At 60.4% G+C, this 21154-nt stretch carries 17 protein-coding genes and 1 pseudogene; 6 read left to right on the top strand and 12 right to left on the bottom strand.

The window, feature by feature from the left end:
• Window positions 1-9: 9 nt before the first annotated feature.
• The 6 genes from HP062_RS13825 to HP062_RS13800 all read right to left on the bottom strand — a co-directional run bounded on the left by HP062_RS13825 (window position 10) and on the right by HP062_RS13800 (window position 9303).
• Complete coding sequence (locus tag HP062_RS13825) at window positions 10-1158, bottom strand: efflux RND transporter periplasmic adaptor subunit (protein WP_010457626.1); 1149 nt, start codon at window positions 1156-1158, stop codon at window positions 10-12.
• A 240-nt stretch (window positions 1159-1398) separates the two neighbouring features.
• Entirely contained in the window at window positions 1399-2496 is a 1098-nt protein-coding gene (locus HP062_RS13820) for a DUF1513 domain-containing protein (protein ID WP_169857913.1), read from the bottom strand.
• A 14-nt stretch (window positions 2497-2510) separates the two neighbouring features.
• A complete protein-coding gene (locus HP062_RS13815) occupies window positions 2511-3575 on the bottom strand; it encodes an imelysin family protein (RefSeq protein ID WP_010457623.1) in 1065 nt (354 codons plus the stop codon).
• A 26-nt stretch (window positions 3576-3601) separates the two neighbouring features.
• Entirely contained in the window at window positions 3602-5029 is a 1428-nt protein-coding gene (locus HP062_RS13810) for a di-heme oxidoredictase family protein (RefSeq protein WP_172791546.1), read from the bottom strand.
• A 645-nt stretch (window positions 5030-5674) separates the two neighbouring features.
• Window positions 5675-7018: an imelysin family protein gene (locus tag HP062_RS13805; RefSeq protein WP_172791545.1), complete on the bottom strand. Its 1344-nt coding sequence runs from the start codon at window positions 7016-7018 to the stop codon at window positions 5675-5677.
• Between the two features lie 233 nt (window positions 7019-7251).
• On the bottom strand, window positions 7252-9303 hold the full coding sequence (locus tag HP062_RS13800; protein ID WP_172791544.1) for a bifunctional diguanylate cyclase/phosphodiesterase: 2052 nt from the start codon (window positions 9301-9303) through the stop codon (window positions 7252-7254).
• A gap of 1242 nt (window positions 9304-10545) precedes the next feature.
• On the opposite strand from HP062_RS13800, the gene HP062_RS13795 reads away from it, so the two are divergent.
• Entirely contained in the window at window positions 10546-10902 is a 357-nt protein-coding gene (locus HP062_RS13795; RefSeq protein ID WP_010457616.1) for a DUF6124 family protein, read from the top strand.
• Window positions 10903-11119: 217 nt separating this feature from the next.
• Here HP062_RS13795 and HP062_RS13790 read toward each other — a convergent pair whose 3' ends face one another.
• The 3 genes from HP062_RS13790 to HP062_RS13780 form a co-directional block, all read right to left on the bottom strand.
• Window positions 11120-11716 carry a superoxide dismutase gene (locus HP062_RS13790; protein WP_010457614.1) on the bottom strand — a complete coding sequence of 199 codons (597 nt, stop codon included), beginning with the start codon at window positions 11714-11716 and terminating at the stop codon, window positions 11120-11122.
• A 176-nt stretch (window positions 11717-11892) separates the two neighbouring features.
• Complete coding sequence (locus tag HP062_RS13785; RefSeq protein ID WP_010457612.1) at window positions 11893-12495, bottom strand: LysE/ArgO family amino acid transporter; 603 nt, start codon at window positions 12493-12495, stop codon at window positions 11893-11895.
• A 6-nt stretch (window positions 12496-12501) separates the two neighbouring features.
• Window positions 12502-12903 (bottom strand): ACT domain-containing protein, encoded by a 402-nt coding sequence (locus tag HP062_RS13780; RefSeq protein ID WP_077750479.1) that lies wholly within the window; start codon window positions 12901-12903, stop codon window positions 12502-12504.
• Between the two features lie 95 nt (window positions 12904-12998).
• On the opposite strand from HP062_RS13780, the gene HP062_RS13775 reads away from it, so the two are divergent.
• From HP062_RS13775 to HP062_RS13760, 4 genes are all read left to right on the top strand, one after another.
• Complete coding sequence (locus HP062_RS13775; RefSeq protein WP_010457608.1) at window positions 12999-13898, top strand: LysR family transcriptional regulator ArgP; 900 nt, start codon at window positions 12999-13001, stop codon at window positions 13896-13898.
• 96 nt (window positions 13899-13994) lie between these two features.
• Window positions 13995-14987 (top strand): NAD(P)-dependent oxidoreductase, encoded by a 993-nt coding sequence (locus HP062_RS13770; RefSeq protein ID WP_010457606.1) that lies wholly within the window; start codon window positions 13995-13997, stop codon window positions 14985-14987.
• Between the two features lie 121 nt (window positions 14988-15108).
• Complete coding sequence (locus HP062_RS13765; protein ID WP_172791543.1) at window positions 15109-15984, top strand: ATPase; 876 nt, start codon at window positions 15109-15111, stop codon at window positions 15982-15984.
• 93 nt (window positions 15985-16077) lie between these two features.
• On the top strand, window positions 16078-16926 hold the full coding sequence (locus HP062_RS13760; RefSeq protein WP_077750482.1) for a cache domain-containing protein: 849 nt from the start codon (window positions 16078-16080) through the stop codon (window positions 16924-16926).
• A 136-nt stretch (window positions 16927-17062) separates the two neighbouring features.
• Here the strand turns inward: HP062_RS13760 and HP062_RS13755 are convergent.
• Window positions 17063-18580: pseudogene (locus HP062_RS13755) on the bottom strand (MDR family MFS transporter).
• Window positions 18581-18659: 79 nt separating this feature from the next.
• Window positions 18660-19844 (bottom strand): 4-hydroxybenzoate 3-monooxygenase, encoded by a 1185-nt coding sequence (gene pobA / locus HP062_RS13750; RefSeq protein WP_172792579.1) that lies wholly within the window; start codon window positions 19842-19844, stop codon window positions 18660-18662.
• Between the two features lie 188 nt (window positions 19845-20032).
• Between pobA and HP062_RS13745 the strand changes: the two genes are divergently transcribed.
• Window positions 20033-20929 carry a helix-turn-helix domain-containing protein gene (locus tag HP062_RS13745; RefSeq protein ID WP_172791542.1) on the top strand — a complete coding sequence of 299 codons (897 nt, stop codon included), beginning with the start codon at window positions 20033-20035 and terminating at the stop codon, window positions 20927-20929.
• 9 nt (window positions 20930-20938) lie between these two features.
• Here HP062_RS13745 and HP062_RS13740 read toward each other — a convergent pair whose 3' ends face one another.
• Window positions 20939-21115, bottom strand: coding sequence for a hypothetical protein (locus tag HP062_RS13740; protein WP_010457594.1), 177 nt, complete (start codon window positions 21113-21115; stop codon window positions 20939-20941).
• Window positions 21116-21154 lie beyond the last annotated feature (39 nt).

The following is a 21154-nucleotide window of genomic DNA, read 5'->3' as shown; positions in this document are numbered from 1 at the left end:
ATTCCTTGATCAGTCAGTACGTGGCTGACTGTTCTTATCGGTCAGGGTCTTGTCGTCGCTGATGGCAATGTGTGCGCCGTTGTCCAGTTTGATCTGACCGGCCGTGACCACTTTTTCGCCGTTCTGCAAGCCTTTGGTAATCACCACCAGCCCGTCGCGGCGCTCGCCGGTTTCGATGAAACGCCGTTCGGCGATCAGGATCGGCTGGCCCTTGTCGTCTTTTTCGAGGCTGCCGTCTTCGGCTTTTTTCTGCGCGACGACGTAGAGCGAGTTGCCGTACAGCGTGTACGTGATCGCGCTTTGCGGCACGACGATGCGCGGCTGCGGGTCGGGCAGCATCACCTGCAGGCTGGCGTACATGCCCGGCAGCAGATTGCCGTCGGGGTTGGCCAAGGTCGCGCGGACCTGAACATTGCGGGTGCTGTTTTCGACTTTCGGGTTGATCGCGCTGATGGTGCCGGGGAAGGTCTGTGTCGGGTAGGCCGAGACAATGATCTGCACCGACTGGCCGACGCCGATCTTCGGCACCGACTGCTCGGGCACGAAAAAGTCGACGTAGAGGCTACTGAGGTCTTGCAGGGTGGCGATCATGGTGCCGCTGGCGAGATAGTCACCGATGTCCACCTGACGAATACCGATGGTCCCGCTGAACGGTGCGAGCAAGCGTTTTTTGGCCAGCGCCGCCTTGAGCTGATTCACCGTGGCCCGGCTCTTTTTCAATATCGCCGAGAGCCGGTCAAACTCGCCTTTGGAAATGGCCTGGCTGCCCACCAATTGGCTGCCGCGACCGTAATCGAGCTGCGCCAACCCCAGGTCGGCTTGAGCGGTTTCGAGCAGGGCGGTTTCTACCACGCTATCAAGCAGAAGCAGCGGTTGGCCGGCCTTGACCTTCTGGCCTGACTCGAACTGCAAATCGATGACGGTGCCGTCGGTCTCCAGGCTCAGGTCCACGCCTTGCAGCGCCTTGAGGGTGCCGACGCTTGGCAGGCGAGCTTGCCACGGACGTTCCACGGCAGTGGTCGCGGCGACACTGATCGGCGGTTTCGGCGCGGAAAAGCCTTGAATCATCGTGTAGATGGAGAAGGCTTTATAACCGGCCAGGATCAGCACGATCAGCAGAACAACACCCAACATGATCAGCATGCGGCGACGCAGCATATTTCCACTTCCTTGGAGAAAATCAGGTGAGACAGTGGGGCACATTATCTGAGTCGCAGGGTGATTCCAACTGGAAGAAATTACAGGCGAGGCCTTCGAGCGCCTGTCACTCAAGGGGACTAACGAACGATGAATAACCTGTGGCGAGGGAGCTTGCTCCCGCTGGACTGCGCAGCAGTCCCATTTTGGGGCCGCTTCGCAGCCCAGCGGGAGCAAGCTCCCTCGCCACAGGAAACGGGCTCAGATGAGGTGAAGGTGGTTATCCCAAAGCCCCGCCGGAAGCTCCAATGGTTTTGCAACCAGCGTTGTCTGACGGCAATCGTAATACCGGCAGCGGCCCTGACCCGAGGTCACGACAAACCCGTCAGCCACGGCGCCAACCCCGGCGCAATCGGGAAGCGGCGCATCCAGGCGCACTTCACCGCTGTCCAGGTCCCAGATGAAAAAGCGGTTGCCGCGCGGCGCAGTCAACGCGACCAATCGCAAGTCACTGTGGACCGCCACGCTGGCGGTGTAATGCCCCATCGCCTGCAACTGATGTTCAGGCACCGCAAACGCCACGAACGGTTGGCCCGGACGCTTGATCGCCAGCAACTCTGAGGACTCGTGGGACGGCCCCATGAATTGCTGGCCGGCGACGATGGTGCCATCGCTGGCGATCCCCAGGTGACGCACGCTGTTCATCGGCTGGGCGAGGGTTTCCTTGCTCAGCAGGGTACCGTCGCGTTGCATCAATACCAGGCTCGGCTCCATGGCGTTGAGGTTCATCTCGACCCGGCTTTCAGCCTCGGTGCGAATGCCGCCGTTGGCCACCACCAACGTCTCGCCGTCCGGCATCCACGACACCTGATGGGGGCCGATGCCATGGGTGGAAATCTCGCCGCTGTGCACCAGCCGTTCACCTTCGAACTTATACACACCCAACAGTCCGCGACCCGGATCGGAGGTGTCGTTTTCGGTGGCGTACAGCCAGTCGCCGCTCTTGTGAATCACCGCGTGCCCGTAGAAGTGCCGGTTGGGCAGCGAGGCCACGGTTTGCAGCAGCGCGCCGTCGCGCAGGTCGATCAGATAGCTTTCGGTGCCCGGACGTCGTGCGACGAACAGCGCAATCGGCAGCGTCGGGTGGTTGATGATGTCGTGGCAACGCTGCCCGACCTGGGTGGCGAACACCCGGGTGCCGTCCAGCCGATAACCGACGGCGTAATGCTTGCCGTCGCCATCGTCCCGCGCCGAAAGCAGCAGTGGGCTCTTGTCCTTTTGTTTGAACAGCGTCCAGCCGCCCAGTGTCACTGCTCCCAGCAGCAAACTACCTAAAGTCAGAGCCTGACGTCGCAGCATGGCACTCGCCCTCATCAGTCACCGTCGTTGGCGTTGAAGCCCAGTTGGATGCCCAGCGCCTTGGCCAGTTCGCCTTCGTGCAGGCGATGGACGACGTTGAGGCTGTCGTAGAGATCGTTGAGTTGCTGGCGGCCGGCATCGTCGTTGAGCATCTCGGTCAGCGAACGCTGGTTGCTGGCGAACAGTTTCAGGGACGCGGCGTAAGCGGCGTCGATCTTGTCGGCCAACGGTTTTTGCTCACTCGGCAACAGGCCGCGCAGGCCTTTGTTGTCGACGCCTTCCCACACGGTTTTGGCGGCGGCGAGACTGGCTTCAAGGCCGGCCAGGGACGACTGGCTGCGCCAGGCATCGGCCTGGAACGGTTGCGGCACGCCCTTGCTCTGGCGGCCCATCGGTGTACCGAGTTTTTTCTTCAAGGTGTCGAGGGCGGTGACCTGGACGCGCAGCAGGTCGGCGATGGCTTCGTGGGAGTCGGCGTAGCGCTGGTTCGGGAACTTGCTCATCTGCGCGAGCATGCCGTCGGTGTTGTTCCAGCTTTGCAGAATCTCTTCGGCCAGCAGTTTCTGACGCTCGCCAATCGCCTTCAACAGTGGGCAGTACTTGGCTTTTTGCGCGTCGTTGGCCACGTCCGGCTTGCTGTCGAACAGGATGTATTCATAGGCCGAGAGGCCTTGAACCACGACGCTGGACTTGGCCAGGGCGGCGGCATCGATCTGCGGCTGCGCGGTGACCAATTGCTCGACCTGACGGCCGACCAGGTTTTTCTTGTCCGGCCAGAACTGCACCTGCCAGGCGCGATTGCCTTCGGCCAGCGGCCCGATCAGCAGCGGTTGCAGCTCGGCCCAGGCTTTCTGCGCGTGCAGGAAGTCGGCGCGGGCGGTGTCGAGGTTTTCCTTGCCTTCGCAGTAGGCGAGGGCGCTGACGGCCAATTGGCGGTCGGCTTCAACCCAGCGGGTGTACGTTGGCAGGATCACCGATTTGGCGATGGCGGCCGAGGTGACGGCTTGCGGGTCCTGTGGCGAGCAAGCGCCGAGGGCGAGTGCTGCGAGGCTGGTGAACAACAATTTGGGACGGAACATGTCGGGCTCCCGCTATGGAATACGTATTAAAGGGAATTCAAAAACGCCAGCAACGCAGCGCGCTGCTCGGCATTGAAAGACAAAACCTGTTGCTGGGCCGCTTTCGCTTCGCCGCCATGCCAGAGCACGGCTTCGAGCAGATTGCGCGCGCGGCCGTCATGCAAGAACTGGGTGTGGCCACTGACCGCTTGCGTCAGGCCGATGCCCCACAACGGCGGGGTGCGCCAGTCGCGGCCACTGGCCTGGAATTCGCTGCGGTTGTCGGCCAGGCCGTCGCCCATGTCGTGCAGCAGCAGATCGCTGTAAGGGCGAATCACCTGATTGGCCAGTTCAGGTTCGGCGGCGTTGGCGGCGGTGGTGTATTTCGGTGTGTGACAGGACTGGCATCCGGCCTGGAAAAACAGGTTCTTGCCGGCCAGCACTTCGGGCGCATTGACGTCGCGACGAGCCGGTACAGCCAGGTTGCGGCTGTAGAACAGCACCAGGCGCAGGATGTTATCGCTGACTTCCGGCTCGCCATTCGGGCCGTTGCCGGTCGGCGCCTGTTTGCAGGCTGTTTGCGCCTCGGTGCAGTCGTCGAAGGGGCGCAGGCTGGTGGTCAGGCCCATGTCACCGGAGAACGCGTGAACGTTCTGTTGATTGAGGTTCGGTTGCCCGGCCTTCCAGCCAAAGCGGCCGAGGACGGTCTTCTGCTGCACGTCGTCCCAGACCCGGTTCGGTCGCCCGGCGATGCCGTTTTTGTCCTTGGCCTGAGCCTCGGCGTTGGCCAGGATCGCTTCGTCGGGGATGGCTTCGAGCAAGCCCAGGCCAATCATTGGCGGGGCAACGCGTGCCGAGAAACGGGTGTCGGGGTGCATCGGGCCGTAACCCAGTTGGGTGATGTTCAGGCTGGGCTTGCGCAACTCGATTTCGGTGCCGTCCTTGAAGCGGACCGGAACGGGGGTGTAATCGACCCGCACTTTGCCCTCCGGGGTCACGCCGGGTATGGCCATGTCCTGGAACTGGCCGCCGTAGACCGGCTCCGGGACCACGCCGAGCTGCTCGATGACGTTGGCATAGGCCGGTGCATTCGGGATCGACAGGCGCACCAGCATCGATACCGCGTTCGCCGCACCGGGCGTCGGCGGATGACCGCGACCGTCCTTGATGTGACAGCCCTGACAGGCGTTGGTATTGAACAGCGGGCCGAGGCCGTCCCGGGCGGTGGTGGTCGAAGGGGCGATCACCCAAGGGTTGCGGAAGAAACTGTTGCCGACGCTGAAATCCACGCGCCGTGACGGCGACAGGTTCGCGGAGGGCAGTGAGAACGCATTTTGATCGGTCTTGCGCACAGTCGCCGCGCCACCGGACCGGGCTTCACCGGGTTCGGCCTTGGTAAAACGCGGGGCGTCATCGCAGGCACTCAGGCCCAGGGCCAGAAACAGTGCGGACAAGCGAAGAAGCAGCGAGGGCATCAGACATCCTGCAAGACGAGCAAAACAAGGGCGCAAAGTCTAACAGGGCAAGGGAGTTTGAATAAGAGGAATTATCGTTTGGTTTATGTGGGGCAGGTTTTCACAGGGGACCGAGGCGCCGCCATCGCAATCAGCCTCGCTCCCACGGGTTCAGCGCAGCCCCTGTAGGAGCGAGGCTTGCCCGCGAAGGCGGTATTGAATTCAACATGGAGGGAGACTGACACGGCGCCTTCGCGAGCAGGCTCGCTCCCACGGGGTCAGCGTAGACCCTGTAGGAGCGAGGCTTGCCCGCGAAGACGGTATTGAATTCAACATGGAGGGTGACTGACACGGCGCCTTCGCAAGCAGGCTCGCTCCCACGGGTCCAGCGCAGCCCCTGTAGGAGCGAGGCTTGCCCGCGAAGGCGGTATTGAATTCAACATGGAGGGTGACTGACACGCCGCCTTCGCGAGCAGGCTCGCTCCCACGGGTTTAGCGCAGCCCCTGTAGGAGCGAGGCTTGCCGCGAAGGCGGTATTGAATTCAACATTGATGGTGACTGACACGGCGCCATCGCAAGCAGGCTTGCTCCTACAGTGGTCCGTGTCTGGCAGGCATGAAAAAGGCGACCCGAAGGTCGCCTCTTTAGTCACTCAGCCAGCGTTGATCAGAATTCGTGATCAGCGTTGTCCGGGTTCAGGTCGCTGATACCCAGTTTGCCAGCGGCGGCTTCGATCGAACCGGTCTGCTTGACCAGGGCGGCGATTGCGTCGCGCACGATCTGGTTGCCAGCGGTGTTACCGGCGGCGATCAGCTGGTCGTAGTGCTCACCCTTGTTGTCGTGATCGACGATGACCTGCATCTTGGCTTCGGTTGCAGCCAGGTCGGCTTTCAGCGCGGTGTCGGCTGCCGGGTCGGCTTTGGCCACCAGGGACGACAGGCTGGCGCCGGTCATTTTGGTGCCGTCTGCGCGGGTGTATTCGCCCAGGTACACGTTGCGGATACCCTTGGCATCGTAGAACTGCGAGTTATGGGTGTTGTCGCTGAAGCAATCGTGTTCGTCTTCAGGGGAGTTGGCTTCCAGGGAAACCTTCATGCGCTCGCCCGCCAGTTCGCCCAGGGACAGGCTGCCCATGCCGAACAGCATTTTGCGCAGGCCCGAATCAACCGGTTCCGCTTCCAGGGTGGCGCGGTAGTTGTCGGCCACGTTCGGCTTCCAGTTACCGACCATTTCTTCCAGGTCGCTGACCAGCAGCTGGGTCACGGACTTCAGGTAAGCGCGGCGACGATCGTTGTGACCGCCGGTGGCGCCTTTGCCTTCCAGGTAGTCGGAGGCTGGACGGTTGCCGGCGCCAGGGCCGGTGCCGTTCAGGTCCTGGCCCCAAAGCAGGAATTCGATGGCGTGGTAGCCGGTGGCGACGTTGGCCTCGGAACCGCCCAGTTCGTTCAGGCTGGCGAGTTTTTCCGGGGTGATGTCTTTGACGTCGATCTTGTCTTCGCCGACCTGCACCTGAGTGTTGGCGATGATGTTGGCTGTGGCGCCCGGGTTACCCAGTGCGTGTTCGTAGGATTTGTCGACGTAGTCGATCAGGCCTTCGTCCAGTGGCCAGGCGTTCACCTGACCTTCCCAATCGTCGATGATGGTGTTGCCGAAGCGGAACACTTCGCTCTGCAGATAAGGAACGCGGGCAGCCACCCAGGCAGCCTTGGCGGCTTTCAGGGTGTCGGCGTTCGGCTTGGCGAGGAAGGCGTCGACGGCGGTTTGCAGGGTTTTCGCGGTGGATTCGGCATCGCTGTAAACGGCGTAGACGATGTCGGCGTAGTGCGCGACAACGGCTTTGGCGGCGGCTTCGTCGACTTTGCTGGTAGCGGCCGGGGCGGCAGCTGGAGCCGCAGCGGTGCTGGCGGCCGGCGTCGGCGTAGCGGCGTTCTTGTCTTTGCCTTCGCCACAACCGGCGAGGGAAATAGCGATGGCCAACAGACTGGCGGTAGCCAGAGGCATACGAATCATGGCGAACATCCTGCTTCGAGAGGGGGGTATGGCGCAGCGGGTGCGCAAAACTGCGACATAATGCAAATCTTTCGCATTATCTGTAAAGGGTTGTAGCTGGAAATATTTCTTATTCGTACAAGCGTTGTGTCGTGGATCAAAAAACATCGCAGCCCCGTTTCACTCGACAGCGGCTACAAGCACACGGACCCGTAGCAGCTGTTGAGTGGAACGAGGCTGTGATTGTTTGATCTCTACAAAATGGCTGCGTTACTGCGCTGCGCCTGTTTCAGGTAGGCGCTCAATTCCCGTGCCGGCAGCGGTTTGCTGTAGTGGTAGCCCTGACCTTCGTGGCAGCCTTCGGAGATGATGTAGGCCTCTTGCTCGGCGGTTTCCACGCCTTCGGCAATCACCTGCATGCCCAGGCTCTTGCCCAGCTGGATGATCGCCCGAACGATGGTGGCATCGTCGTCGTCATCGAGCAGGTCCTGCACGAAGCTCTTGTCGATCTTGATCTTGTCCAGCGGCAGGCTTTTCAGGTAGCTCAAGGACGAATAACCCGTGCCGAAATCGTCGATCGCAATCAATGCGCCGGAGCGGCGCAGGCTCAACAGATGCTGGGCGGCGGTGCTGATGTCTTCCATCAGGCCGGTTTCGGTGACTTCCAGCTCCAGGCTGCGAGGGGGAAGGCGGTACATCTGCAGCAGGTTGTTGACCACTCGCGGCAATTCGGCGTGGTGCAGTTGCACGGTCGACAGGTTCACCGCCATGCGCAGATCCGGGAAACCCTGATCGTGCCATTCGCGCAATTGCTTGCAGGCTTGATCCAGTACCCATTCGCCAATGGCGATGATGGTGCCGTTCTGCTCGGCGAGCGGGATGAACAGGTCCGGCGGCACCAGACCGTGTTCGGGATGCTGCCAGCGAATCAGTGCCTCGACACCCACCACCCGGTGATCGCGGTAGCTGATCTGCGGTTGATAGACGAGGTAGAACTGGTCCCGCCGCAGGGCGTCGCGCAGGTCTTTTTCCAGTTCCCGACGGCGACGCATCTCGGTGTCGACGCTGGCGATGTAGAATTGATAACGGTTGCGCGAGCGGGTTTTCGCCAGCGTCATGGTCTGCTCGGCTTTTTGCAGCAGTTTCTCGGTGCTGTCGCCATCCTCGGGAAACAGGGTGATGCCGATGGTCGCGCGCAGGCGGATTTCCTGATGATCGAGGGCAAACGCCGCTTCCAGATCATCGAGAATGCTTTGCGCCAGTTCGGCGGCTTCGTAAGGTTGTTCGATATCGGCCTGGACCAGGGCGAACTGGTCACCACCGAGACGGGCGAGGGCGCCGAGGCGACCGCTGTGAGCGCGCAGACGATCGGCCAGGGCCAGCAGCAATTGGTCGCCGGTCTGATAGCTGAACTGTTCGTTGATGCCTTTGAAGTCGTCCAGGCCCACCACCAGCACCGCAACCCGACGTTGCAACTTGCCGGCGTCAACCAGGATCTTGTCCAGTTGTTGCTGCAATTGCTGACGGTTCGGCAGACCGGTTAGGAAGTCGTACTGGGCCATGCGCAGCAGGCTGTTTTCCGCTTCGTGGCGCAGGTGGGTGTTGCGTTCGATGGATTCGAGCAACTGGTTGGCGGTGTTGATCCAGATCCCCAGTTCGTTCTTTTCGTGACCCTTGAGCAGTGGGATCTTGTGTTCGCTGGGGCGGTCCGGATTGATTTCGGTCAGGTGTTCGATGATGCGCGACAGAGGTTTGGTCAGCAGCCAGTGGTAGACCAGGTACAACACCAGGCCCATGGCGAGGGCGCGCAATACGCCGGAAATGAAGATGATCACCGAGTTGACGATGAAACCCTGCCCGTAGGTGGCGGTGTCGAGGGTGATGCTCAGATCGCCGTAATACTCGCTGTAGGGGCCGCGGCCGACCAGTTGGGTGGTGAAGGTGCGTTCCTTGCCAAGAATGAGATCGGTCAGCCAGCGGCTGTTTGAATGGTGCAACTCACGAGATTTTTGCGCGAGCATGGCTTCGCTGGGATGGCCGATGGAGGCCTGGCGCACGGCTTCGTCCTGGAACAGGCCTTCGATGACCTGCATGCCCATTTCCCGATCCAGGCTGTAGACGGCCTGGGTGGAGGGGTCGCGGAACATGTCGAGGATGCGTTGTGCATCGTTGGCCACGGCCTGGCGTGTTTTATAGGCATCGAAAACGATCTGCGCGCAGCTCAAGACTACGCCGACGATCAATGCCGACAGGAGCACGACCCGGAGCAACTTCACCGACAAGCTGTTCTTGAGTTCCAGCTTCAAAGGGTTATTCCTTGTTCCGTGCGGGTAGCATCAAGTTGCCATGAGTATTGGCAATCCCGTGATGGCAGTCAAAGGGACATTCAATCTCATGGTTTTTTGCCTGCAGCTTGGCAGAAATGCTGTTGTTTTGAGTATTTGCCCTATTAGTACTGTGTCGGTAGTTGGGTCCTTCAACTTGAGGGGGATTGGGACTATTTTTCCTTTTGTTGATGTTAGCCTGCTGTGGCGGGGGGCAAGGGGCTGAATGCTGGTTTCATTGTCGGAGATTGGCTTGGGTTCTGCGGGTGTCCGCATTTCAACTGTGGGAGTGAGGCTGCTCGCGATGGCGGCCTTCGGGCCGACCATGTTGTGGTTGACCGGGTACATATCCGTTTCTGCGGTAACGGCGGCTGGCGGTTTCGCCCTTACGGCGAGTCCCTTTTGTCAAACGCCACAAAAGGAACCAAAAAGTCTCGCCCCAAGCGTCCGGCCCCTCGCTAAGGCTCGGCGTACCTTCGCTCCGGTATCCATCCGGGGACACTGCCCTCCGGTCTGCTTCGCGACGACCTACATGCAGCGTGTTCGACTGCGTCGAACGGCGCTGCGCGCCACTCCCCGGATGAACACCTCCACTCAGCCTCCCGAAAGGGGCGGGTAGATCAAGATCAAGAGCTGAAGGCGAGCTAACGCTCGGCCTGATGAGTGGTGAGAATCAAAGGCTGTACGCTGAGTTCTTGTAGGAGCGAGGCTTGCCCGCGAAGGCGGCCTGACAGCCGACCAATCTCTTGCAGGTACACCCATTCCACTGTAGGAGCGAGCCTGCTCGCGAAGGCGGCCTGACAGCCAACCAATCTCTTCCTGATGCCTCCCGATTGATCGTTCCCATGCTCCGCGTGGGAATGTCGCCCGGGACGCTCCGCGTTCCATTTTTGTGTGTTGAACAATGTGTAAAAAACTCAGCGTTTTCCCACGCATTTTTCAGGTTGCCGGGTAGGAAGCGTGTTCTCTAACCTCTGGCTGTCGCTGAAAACTCAGCGACCGGGTGTGAGAGCCCGTAGAGGTTTTAATACAGCGCCAGTACCACCATAATTGCCGCCAGCTTATCCGCTGCCAGCAAGTTTTTTATGGCGGCTGTGTGCGGGCAGACTTCGGTCTGGCCGGGTCTATTCCTCTACCGGTTTCTCACTCCGCACATAGCTGCCTCCCCTCCGTCGCGTGAGAAACGACGGGTGATGGCACCCGTTTGATTAGAGGAATTTCAGTTTGGATAAGTTAATCCCCGACCCACCCGTCAACATCGCTCCCACCACCGAAGCCGAAACGCTCCTCAAAGACCACGAAGCCATAAAACGCGCCCTCGACTACTACCTCGACCCGCCAAACCAATACCTCGAAAAACCCCGGCGCCCCAGCACGATGTTCATGATCGCCCCCGACATGGACACTGAAAGCCTCCTGGCCCAAGCCTGCGAGTCCCTGGCTTCGGCCAGCGTCATGGCCAGCGATTTCGCCTCGAACCTGATCGGCCCGCAGCGCAACACCGTGCTGGCAATCCAGCAGATCATCATGCTGGCAGAACTGGCCGTGAACCGGGCGCTTGATAACGTCGATCCGGCATAGCATTCCAGAGACCGCGTCATCGTTCTTCGCGAGCAGGCTCGCTCCCAGAGGAGATCGAGCGGGTTTTATAAAGGGTGTGTTCACTGTGGGAGCGAGCCTGCTCGCAAAGGCGGCCGGGTAGTTGATTCGATGTTTAGAGCGACACACGGCAGTGAATACTTCCAAAGCCCATAAAAAAACCCGGCATAAAAGCCGGGTTTCTTGTCTGGCGTCGAGCTTAAGCCTTGAAGGTTTTGCCTTCAAATTGCTCAGCCACGAATTTCCAGTTGACCAGGTTCCAGAACGCTTCGACGTATTTCGGACGAACGTTGCGGTAGTCGATGTAGTAAGCGTGTTCCCAGACGTCGCAGGTCAGCAGCGGGGTGTCGCCGCTGGTCAGCGGGTTGCCGGCGCCGATGGTGCTGGCCAGGGCCAGGGAACCGTCAGCTTTTTTCACCAGCCAGCCCCAACCGGAACCGAAGGTGCCGATGGAGGTTTTGCTGAATTCTTCTTTGAACTTGTCGAACGAACCGAAGGAAGCGTTGATGGCTTCAGCCAGTGCGCCGGTTGGTTGACCGCCGGCGTTTGGCGCCAGGCAGTTCCAGTAGAAAGTGTGGTTCCAGACTTGAGCGGCGTTGTTGAAGATGCCGCCCGAGGAAGACTTGACGATTTCTTCCAGGGTCTTGCCTTCGAACTCGGTGCCTGGCACCAGGTTGTTCAGGTTCACGACGTAGGTGTTGTGGTGCTTGTCGTGGTGGTATTCCAGAGTTTCCTTGGAAATGTGCGGCTGCAGGGCATCGTGTGCGTAAGGCAGCGGCGGCAATTCGAAAGCCATGATGATTCTCCTAATCAGGTCAGTTGCGGTGAGCGCAAGGCCGATCACGGGCGGCCAGACAAGCGCCGGGGAGTTTGTACTCTTTGCGGCGCATCGGATCGGATCATAGCACCGGGGGTGCGGCATAACCACGCAACAACTGTGTGGGATAGAGGTTCCAGAGCCTTTTGGAATAATCAGCTGGCGACGATTAATTGAAACGCCACGGCAAACATCATCACCGCCACCAGCAGATCGAGAATCCGCCAGGTGCTGGGCCGTGCCAGCCAGGGTGCCAACCATGCCGCGCCGAGTGCCAGGGTGAAAAACCACAACAACGACGCGCTGGCCGCCCCCACGACATAAGCGCCGGGCTCGGTTTGCTGCGCGCCGAGGGAGCCGATCAACAACACGGTATCCAGATAAACGTGCGGGTTGAGCAAGGTGACGGCCAACGCGCTGAGCATCACCGCACGTAGCGAGCGCACCGTCTGGTTTTCACCTTGTTGCAGGCTTTGTTTCGAGCACGCCCGACGCAGCGCCTGACTGCCATACCAAATCAGAAATACCGCGCCACCCCAGCGGGCGACCGCCAACAAGGTCGGGTTTTGCGCCAGCACCGTCGCCAGCCCGAATACCCCGGCGGCCACCAGCAAGGCGTCGCAGGTGACGCACAGCGCCGCCACCGGCAGGTGATGTTCACGTCGAAGGCTCTGCGCCAGCACAAACGCGTTCTGAGTGCCGATCGCCATGATCAGCCCGGCGGCCACCAGCAGGCCATTCACATAGCTTTGCCACATAAGGGTTTACTCCGCGTTGGCTGCCAGGTCGCGCAACACGTGCATTGCGCGTTGGGCATCGGCCTGACCGACGAATAAATGGTCGTGGTAGTAACCGGCAATCACGTTGCAACTGATACCGGCCTTACCCAATGCCGTGGCGAAGGCGGCGGTGAGGCCGACGGCTTCGAGGGCTGAGTGCACGTTCAAGGTGATCCAGGCTGCGACGTAGTCGAAGCTGAAACCGGCCTGCTCGGCGAGGGAGCGTTCGAGAATGACGGTCAGCCCCTCCTGCTCGCGAAAGCTGCCGACGATCGCGAGGCCGGCGGGCAATTGGCCGTCGCGCAGGGTGCAAAATACATATTCGCCCTCGTTGAGGTGCGGGCTCATGCTGCGCAGCAGGGTTGCCAATGAAGTTTCGCCAGCCATGTCGGTGATCCTGTTCAAGAGTGCTTGCTGGCTATTCTCCGGTGCAACGCGGTATAAGAAAAACCAATCATGCTGATCGCTCATTAGGAAAACTGATGTTCGACTATAAATTGCTGTCCGCCCTGGCCGCCGTGGTCGAGCAGGCCGGGTTTGAACGTGCGGCGCAGGTGCTGGGCTTGTCGCAATCGGCGATCTCCCAGCGCATCAAGCTCCTGGAAGCGCGGGTCGGCCAGCCGGTGTTGGTGCGGGTCACGCCGCCGGCGCCTACCGAGATTGGTCGGCGGCTGCTCAACCACGTCCAGCAGGTGCGTTTGCTGGAACGGGATCTACAGACGCTGGTACCGGCGCTGGACGAAGAAGGTCTGCCGGAACGTCTGCGCATCGCCCTGAACGCCGACAGCCTGGCGACTTGGTGGGCCGCAGCCGTCAGTGATTTCTGCGCCGAGCAACACCTGCTGCTGGACCTGGTCGTCGAAGACCAGACCGTCGGCCTCAAACGCATGCGCGCTGGCGAAGTGGCCGCGTGCATTTGCGCCAGCGAGCGCCCGGTGGCTGGCGCACGTAGCGTGTTATTGGGTGCCATGCGTTATCGAGCGTTGGCCAGCCCGGCGTTTATCGCCCGGCATTTTCCTGAAGGCGTGCGTGCTGACCTGCTGGCGAAAACCCCGGCGCTGGTCTTCGGCCCGGACGATTTCCTGCAGCATCGCTACCTCGCGTCCCTCGGTGTCGATGGCGGTTTCGAACACCATTTATGCCCATCGTCTGAAGGCTTTATCCGCCTGACCGAAGCCGGACTTGGCTGGGGCCTGGTGCCCGAATTGCAGGTGCGCGAGCAGCTGGAGCGCGGTGTCTTGCAGGAGCTTTTGCCAGATAAGCCCATCGATGTGCCGCTGTACTGGCATCATTGGCGCAATGGCGGTCAGCTGCTGGGGTTGCTGACCGATCAATTGGTGCGTTCGTCGAAGCAATGGCTGGTGCCCTGGAAGCAGCCATAAGCGTCAAGCTGCAAGCCGCAAGTGAAGCGCTTGCGGACCGTTTTTAACTTGCTGCGTGTAGCTTGATGCTCACCGCTGCATTTGTTGGAGCTCTACATGAAAATTCTGGTTACCGGCGCAAGCGGCTTCATTGGCGGACGCTTTGCGCGTTTCGCCCTGGAGCAGGGCCTGGACGTGCGGGTCAATGGTCGCCGGGCCGAAAGCGTCGAACACCTGGTGCGCCGTGGCGCCGAGTTTATCCCGGGCGACTTGAGCGACCCGGAACTGGCGCGCGAGCTGTGTTCCGATGTCGAGGCCGTGGTGCATTGCGCCGGCGCGGTCGGTTTGTGGGGACGTTATCAGGACTTTCATCAAGGCAACGTGCAGGTCACTGAAAACGTGGTCGAGGCCTGCCTGAAACAGCGGGTCCGGCGCCTGGTGCATTTGTCGTCACCGTCGATCTACTTCGATGGCCGTGATCATCTGGGGCTGACCGAAGAACAAGTACCTAAACGTTTCAAGCATCCCTACGCCGCCACCAAATTCCTCGCCGAGCAAAAGGTCTTTGGCGCACAGGAGTTCGGTCTCGAAACCCTGGCCCTGCGCCCGCGTTTCGTCACCGGGGCGGGTGATATGAGTATCTTCCCGCGGCTCCTGAACATGCAGCGCAAGGGACGCCTGGCGATCATCGGCAACGGCCTGAACAAGGTCGACTTCACCAGTGTGCAAAACCTCAATGAAGCATTGCTCAGCAGCTTGCTGGCCAGCGACTCGGCCTTGGGCAAGGCCTACAACATCAGCAACGGCACGCCTGTGCCGCTGTGGGACGTGGTCAATTACGTAATGCGCAAGATGGAAGTCCCACAAGTGACGCGCTACCGTTCCTACGGCCTGGCCTACAGCGTTGCCGCGCTCAACGAAGGGGTGTGCAAATTGTGGCCGGGCCGTCCCGAGCCGACGTTGTCGCGACTGGGCATGCAGGTGATGAACAAAAATTTCACCCTGGACATCAGCCGCGCCCGGCATTATCTGGACTACGATCCGAAAGTCAGTCTCTGGACGGCCCTCGATGAATTCTGCGGCTGGTGGAAAGCCCAGGACATTCGCTGACTTTTGCAGTGACAAACCTGCCAGCACTGAACCGAGTTTGGCGTTGAGGGTCAATCGCTGCGGCCGTGGGGTTTATACTCGCTGCCTATAGCCATCACCGCGTTCCACAAAGGTTGACTCAATGTCCATGCGTAACGATGCCAACGACGACTTCGATGATGTTCCAAGCCTGCGCGCCGACGTCCCCGATGACGATGATTTTCCGACCTCGAAACGCACCTCCGTGCATTCGCGCACGGCGCCGGTGGTCAAGGTCAAAAGCGCCAGCACCGGGCCTCTGTGGGCATTGGTCGGCGCTTTGTTCTTCGCATTCGCCGGCCTTGCCTGGTGGAGCTTTCAGCAGATTTCGCTGATGGAACAGCAACTGGTGGCCACCCAGGAAAGTTTCGCGCGGATCAGTGAGGATGCGGCGGGACGCTTGCAGGACATTTCCGGCAAGGTGGTCGCCAGCCAGACCAACGTCACTAGCGACAGCGAAGCCCTGAAGTTGCAAATCAAGCAGCTGGAAAACCAGTTGCAGGACCAAAGCAAGCAGCAGCAAGGTGTGGTCGGTCAGACCAGCGACCTGGACAAGCGTCTGGCACAAATGACCGCGCAAACCACCGACCTGGACAAGCGCCTGGCGCAGATGACTGCCCAGAGCACCGAACACCAGGCCGCCAACACGCAATTGCAGGCGCAGGTCAAAGCCTTGAGCACCGAGTTGGCTGCGCTGAAAAGCGCCCCGGACGACACCAGCAAATTCGACGCCCAGCTCAAAAGCCTCGGCGCCGACATCGTCGCGCTGAAAAAACAGGGCAACCCGAGCGCCGCCATCGAGCGACTGGAACAAGACATGATCGTGCTCAAAAGCCAGCAGGACAACCGCCCGGCATCAGCGCAAGGCGTCACCAATACCGCCGAGTTCGATGCCTTCCGCGGCCAGACCACCCGCAACATCAACACCCTTCAGGCGCAGATCCAGAATCTGCAGCAGCAACTCCGCGCAAGGCAGTAAGCCTTCGACAGCTGCTACAGGGGCCTGAAAATTCGTACATATCCCATAGCCGTCTACGCTCTTGAAACACCGACAAGAACGAGGGGATGCGCTATGGGGGTTCTGCACAAGTGGGCCGTGCTGGGGTGGATGCTGTTGTTGTGTCTGGGGCAGGTTCAGGCGGCTACGGCGGAAAAGGATGACAGCCAGGCGGCCAAAGCCTTGCTGGAAAAAGCCCTGGCCTACTACCACGACAACGGCGACAAGGCGTTCGCGGCGTTCAGCCGTCAGGGCGAGTTTGTCGACAAGGATCGTTACGTCTTCGTGGTCGATACCAAGGGCGTGATGCTTGCCAGTGGCGGGCCGTCTTCGGCCTTGATCGGGCGTGATGTGACCGAAACCCTGGGACCGGATTTGCAGAAGGCCTTCAAGGACGCCTTGAAAGTGCCGGAGGGCAATGGCATCCAGCAGGCCGAATATCGCTGGCAGAACTGGTCCGACGGCAAGGTCGAGCGCAAGCATGTGTTCTATCAGCGCGTTGGCCAGCGGATTCTGGCCGTGGGTTACTACCTGCCACGGGCGTCGGCGGAACAGGCGATGGCCTTGCTGAACAAAGCGGCGACGGATCTGGCCAAAGACGAGAAGGGCACGCTGACTGCGATCAACTCCCTCAAGGGCGGCTACTTGCAGGATGACCTGTACGTGTTCGTCGTTGACCTCAACACCCAGCGTTACGTGGCCCACGGTACCAACCTGCGGTTGATCAATACCGACTTCGGCAAGATCAAGGACCCGGAAGGCAAACCGGTGGGCGAGCCGATCCTGGCGTTGATTGCCAAGCAGGATTACGGCGAATACGAATACCGCTGGAAAAACCCGGTCACCAGCAAGGTTGAAGACAAGCATGCCTACCTGAAAAAGGTCGGGCACTTTCTGGTGGCGGTCGGGTATTACAGCCCTTGATTCATCGGTGTCTGTGAGGACGCCTTCGCGAGCGGGCTCGCTCCCACAGTAGATCTCCAGTGTTCACAGCATTTGTGGACGACAAAGATCCATTGTGGGAGCGAGCCTGCTCGCGATGGCGGGCGACTCGGTCTATCTATCGGACTTTATCCTCACGCCCCCGCAACACCCTGTTCGGCATCGCAACCGCCGCCGCCAACCCCAGCAACGACACCGCCGCACTGACCATCAGCAAATGCCTGAACGTCAGCGCCAACTCGGCGCGCAAGGCGTTCTGCGCCTCCCCCGGTGCAGCGTTCAAACCGTCCAGCAACACATTCCCTGAACGGCCCTCGGCAATCATCGACGAACCGGCCAGGTGGGCGAAGCTCGAATCCTGCAGCAGCGCCAGCAACAGCGCCGACATCAATGCCACCCCCACCGCGCCGCCCAGCGAGCGGAACAGGTTGGTGGTGCTGGTGGCGACGCCGATGTCCCGCTGTTCCACCGAGTTCTGCGTCCCGACCAATGACGTCGGGAATTGCATGCCGCTGGCAATGCCGCTGAGCAACATAAACAGACTGCTGAGCAAGAACGCCTGGGGCGGACTGAAAGCCATGCCGAGAATCGAGATCGGCATCAGCACCGCCCCTGCCAGGATCATCGGTTTGTAGCGCCCGGTCACCGAGGTGCGGCGTCCGGCGAAATAAGCCCCGATCGGCAAGCCCATGGCCAGCGGCAACAGGTGCAGCGCGGCGCTGTCGGCCCCGGCGCCGGTGACGCTCTGGAAGCGCAGCGGCATCAGCACGATCAGCGAGATGGCCTGGAAACTGGTGAAGAAAATCGTGCACCAGCACAGGATCGCATTGCGGTTGGCAAACAGGTGCATCGGCAGCAATGGCTCCCGCGCCCGGCGCTCATGCCAGACGAACAGCGCCAGCACCAGCACCGCGCACCCGAGCAGGCCCAGCACTTCGGCGCTGCGCCATGAGTGGCCCTGACCAACTTGCGTGATGCCCAGCAGCAAGGCGGTCAAACCGATAATCATCAGCAACGTGCCGAGGTAATCGATGATCGGTTGGCGTTGTGGCACGGGCAAACCCACCAGTGTGCGATTGGCCACCAGCCAGGCTCCGATGCCCAGCGGCAGGTTGATCAGAAATACCCAGCGCCACGACAGGTATTCGGTCATGTAACCGCCGAGCACCGGGCCGGCCACACTCGCCACGGCGTACATGCTGCTGAAATAACCCTGATAGCGACCGCGCTCCCGGGGCGGGACGATATCCCCGATGATCGCCTGGCTGACCGAAATCATTCCGCCCGCACCGATGCCCTGGATGATTCGCGCCAGCACCAGTTGTTCCATGCTTTGGGCCATGCCGCAGAACAGCGAGGCGAGGGTGAACAGCCCCATTCCGAACAGCATCAACTTGCGTCGGCCTTACAGGTCGCCGAGCTTGCCGTAGATCGGCACCGCCACGGTCATCGCCACCATGTAGCCGGAAATCACCCAGGCCAGCAGGCTGACGTCCTTGAATTGCGCGGAGATGGCCGGCATGGAAACGGCGACGATGGTCTGGTCCAGTGCGCCGAGAAAGATCGCCAGCATCAGGGCGATCAACACGCTGCGAATAGCCGGTTTAGGCGTTTCAGGCTGGTTGAGATTGGTCACGGTGGAACCTGCGGGCAGTGAGTGTCCCGCACGAGGCAATGGCGAGCGGGGATGCTCGCCAGTGTAAGTCGGTAGGAGGCTATTCGATAGCCTCATAAGGAAGCCCGACGTAATTTTCTGCAATGGTTTTTCGACCAGCCTCGGAGTGTACGAAGTAATCCAATTCCGACTCGCAGATGCGCTGGCTGAAGGCGTCGTGATCATCGAAGCGGTGCAGCATCGACGTCATCCACCAGGAAAACCGTTCGGCTTTCCAGACCCGGCGCAGGCAGATCTCAGAGTATTTCTCCAGCAGATCGAGGCGTCCCTCGGTGTACACCTTTTGCAAAATGGTGAACAAGGTGCTGACGTCGCTGGCCGCCAGGTTCAGGCCTTTGGCGCCAGTGGGCGGGACGATGTGCGCCGCGTCGCCGACCAGGAACATCCGCCCGTACTGCATCGGTTCGACCACAAAACTGCGCAGGGGCGCGATGCTTTTTTCGATGGACGGCCCGGTCACAAGAGTATTGGCCAGCGCCGCAGGCAGGCGCGATTTAAGCTCCTCCCAAAAACGCTCATCCGACCAGGCCTCGACCTTCTCGTCGGCCGGCACCTGAAGGTAGTAACGCGTGCGGGTTGCCGAACGCATGCTGCACAAGGCAAAACCGCGTTCGTGGCGGGCGTAGACCAGTTCGTCATGGACCGGCGGCGTATCAGCGAGAATCCCGAGCCAGCCGAATGGATAGACCCGCTCGAAGACCTTCAGGCACTCGGCAGGAATCGACTGTCGCGCCACGCCATGGAAACCGTCGCACCCGGCGATGTAGTCGCAATCAAGGCGCCAGGTCTCGCCATCCTTCTCAAACGTCACGAACGGTTCTGCGGTTTTCATTGCGTGCGGTACGACGTTGCCGGCCTGGTAAATCGTCTGCGCGCCAGCCTCCCGACGAGCGGCCATCAGGTCCCGGGTGACTTCGGTCTGACCGTAGATCATCACGGTTTTGCCACCGCTCAGGGCTTGCAGATCAATGTGTACGCGGCGTCCGTCGAGGGCCAACTCGAAACCGCCATGGACCAGCCCTTCGGCATCCATGCGCTGACCCACCCCGGCCTGACGCAAAAGCTCTACCATGCCTTGTTCGAGGACACCGGCGCGGATTCGGCCGAGCACATAGTCGGGGGGCTGTCGTTCAAGGATCAGGGTGTCGATTCCGGCGTTATGCAGCAATTGGCCGAGCAGCAAACCGGAGGGGCCGGCGCCAATGATGGCGATTTGGGTTTTCAGCGTTTTCATTGTTTTTATGACTCGCAAGCTTCACGCGACCACGGCCGGTGAATGATTTTTATGGATCGAGTGCTTGCATTTTTCCCTTGCGGGTCTGTCAATTGAAGGTGAAAACTGAGCCGATACCTGTACATTCTGCCAATCGGTGCGATTATCGCCCGTAACCCTCTGAGGCCTGGATTGAAGTGATGAACAAGCCTGACCTACCTTCGATTCCAGTGTTCAAGCTCTACGGTGAAAGCCTGGACTGGCCGACCCCCGACTTGCTGCACTGTGAAACCATTTCCAAACGCAGCCGCGAACATCAATGGGAAATCAAACCCCATCGTCACGCTGATTTGTGCCAGTTGCTCTTCGTATTCAAAGGTCAGGCAGAGCTTGAAATCGAAGGCAAACACACGGAGCTGACCGAACCGACGATCCTGATCCTGCCGCCGTTATCGGTGCATGGTTACCGGTTTTCCGAGGACGTCGAAGGGTTCGTCGTGACCCTGGCCGCGCCATTGATTGCCCATCTTCAGGCGCAACTGGGCAACTCGGTGAACGCGTTGGCCCAAGCCGAAAGTTACCCGGCGGGCAAGGACAGCGATTACCTCAACAGCCTGTTTTCAGCGCTGCAAGAGGAATACACCGGGCACCAGCCTGCGCGTGAAATGCTCATGCATTCGCTGGTCAGCGTGATCATGGTGTGGGTCAGCCGCCAGGTGATTTCGCGCCGCGCTGCCAGTCAGCGTCCGCACCGTGCCCGGGAGTACCTCAACGGTTTTATCCAGCTGGTCGAAGAGACCTACCGTCAGCACGTCAAGGTCGAGGACCTGGCGCATCGGCTGGGGATCTCCGTGTCGCACCTCAACGGCACCTGTCGTGAGCTGGCGGGGCAACCGGCGTTGCAGATCATGCACGAGCGACAGTTGCTGGAAGCCAAGCGCTTGCTGACCTACACCAGCATGACCATTTACGAAATGTCCGACGTGTTGGGGTTTTCCGATCCGACCAACTTCACACGCCTGTTCCGGCGTCGGGTAGGGATCTCGCCCAAGGCTTTTCGCGACCGCTTGAAGGCCGATCAGGACAACGAGGCCTGACCGCCTTCGTTACCGAAGGGCGTTGAGGGTCGCGTTGTGGGGAATGCAGCGCTCGAAGTTACAACTCGCGTAGTCGCGGGGCAGTTGTCGCAACTGCTCGACACGCCAGGCGGCGGTGCCATACAGCGCCAGCGTCGCCGCGCAGGTGACGAAAATGGCGAGGTATCTTCTTGTTTTGGTGTTCATGGCGTTGACCTCTGAACGAATACCCTCCGGTATTACTTT

Origin of the sequence: Pseudomonas sp. B14-6, assembly GCF_013260315.1 — a bacterium.
Taxonomy (GTDB): Bacteria; Pseudomonadota; Gammaproteobacteria; order Pseudomonadales; family Pseudomonadaceae; genus Aquipseudomonas; species Aquipseudomonas mandelii.
This window is presented reverse-complemented; position numbering and strand designations above follow the sequence as displayed.

Excerpts from the sequence above, each read along its gene's own strand:
- HP062_RS13825 (WP_010457626.1), bottom strand. The coding sequence starts at position 1,158 with ATGCTGCGTCGCCGCATGCTGATCATGTTGGGTGTTGTTCTGCTGATC.
- HP062_RS13820 (WP_169857913.1), bottom strand. The coding sequence starts at position 2,496 with ATGCTGCGACGTCAGGCTCTGACTTTAGGTAGTTTGCTGCTGGGAGCA.
- HP062_RS13745 (WP_172791542.1), top strand. The coding sequence starts at position 20,033 with ATGAACAAGCCTGACCTACCTTCGATTCCAGTGTTCAAGCTCTACGGT.
- HP062_RS13790 (WP_010457614.1), bottom strand. The coding sequence starts at position 11,716 with ATGGCTTTCGAATTGCCGCCGCTGCCTTACGCACACGATGCCCTGCAG.
- HP062_RS13775 (WP_010457608.1), top strand. The coding sequence starts at position 12,999 with ATGTTCGACTATAAATTGCTGTCCGCCCTGGCCGCCGTGGTCGAGCAG.
- HP062_RS13810 (WP_172791546.1), bottom strand. The coding sequence starts at position 5,029 with ATGCCCTCGCTGCTTCTTCGCTTGTCCGCACTGTTTCTGGCCCTGGGC.
- HP062_RS13765 (WP_172791543.1), top strand. The coding sequence starts at position 15,109 with ATGTCCATGCGTAACGATGCCAACGACGACTTCGATGATGTTCCAAGC.
- HP062_RS13770 (WP_010457606.1), top strand. The coding sequence starts at position 13,995 with ATGAAAATTCTGGTTACCGGCGCAAGCGGCTTCATTGGCGGACGCTTT.
- HP062_RS13780 (WP_077750479.1), bottom strand. The coding sequence starts at position 12,903 with ATGGCTGGCGAAACTTCATTGGCAACCCTGCTGCGCAGCATGAGCCCG.
- HP062_RS13760 (WP_077750482.1), top strand. The coding sequence starts at position 16,078 with ATGGGGGTTCTGCACAAGTGGGCCGTGCTGGGGTGGATGCTGTTGTTG.
- HP062_RS13805 (WP_172791545.1), bottom strand. The coding sequence starts at position 7,018 with ATGATTCGTATGCCTCTGGCTACCGCCAGTCTGTTGGCCATCGCTATT.
- HP062_RS13815 (WP_010457623.1), bottom strand. The coding sequence starts at position 3,575 with ATGTTCCGTCCCAAATTGTTGTTCACCAGCCTCGCAGCACTCGCCCTC.
- HP062_RS13740 (WP_010457594.1), bottom strand. The coding sequence starts at position 21,115 with ATGAACACCAAAACAAGAAGATACCTCGCCATTTTCGTCACCTGCGCG.
- HP062_RS13785 (WP_010457612.1), bottom strand. The coding sequence starts at position 12,495 with ATGTGGCAAAGCTATGTGAATGGCCTGCTGGTGGCCGCCGGGCTGATC.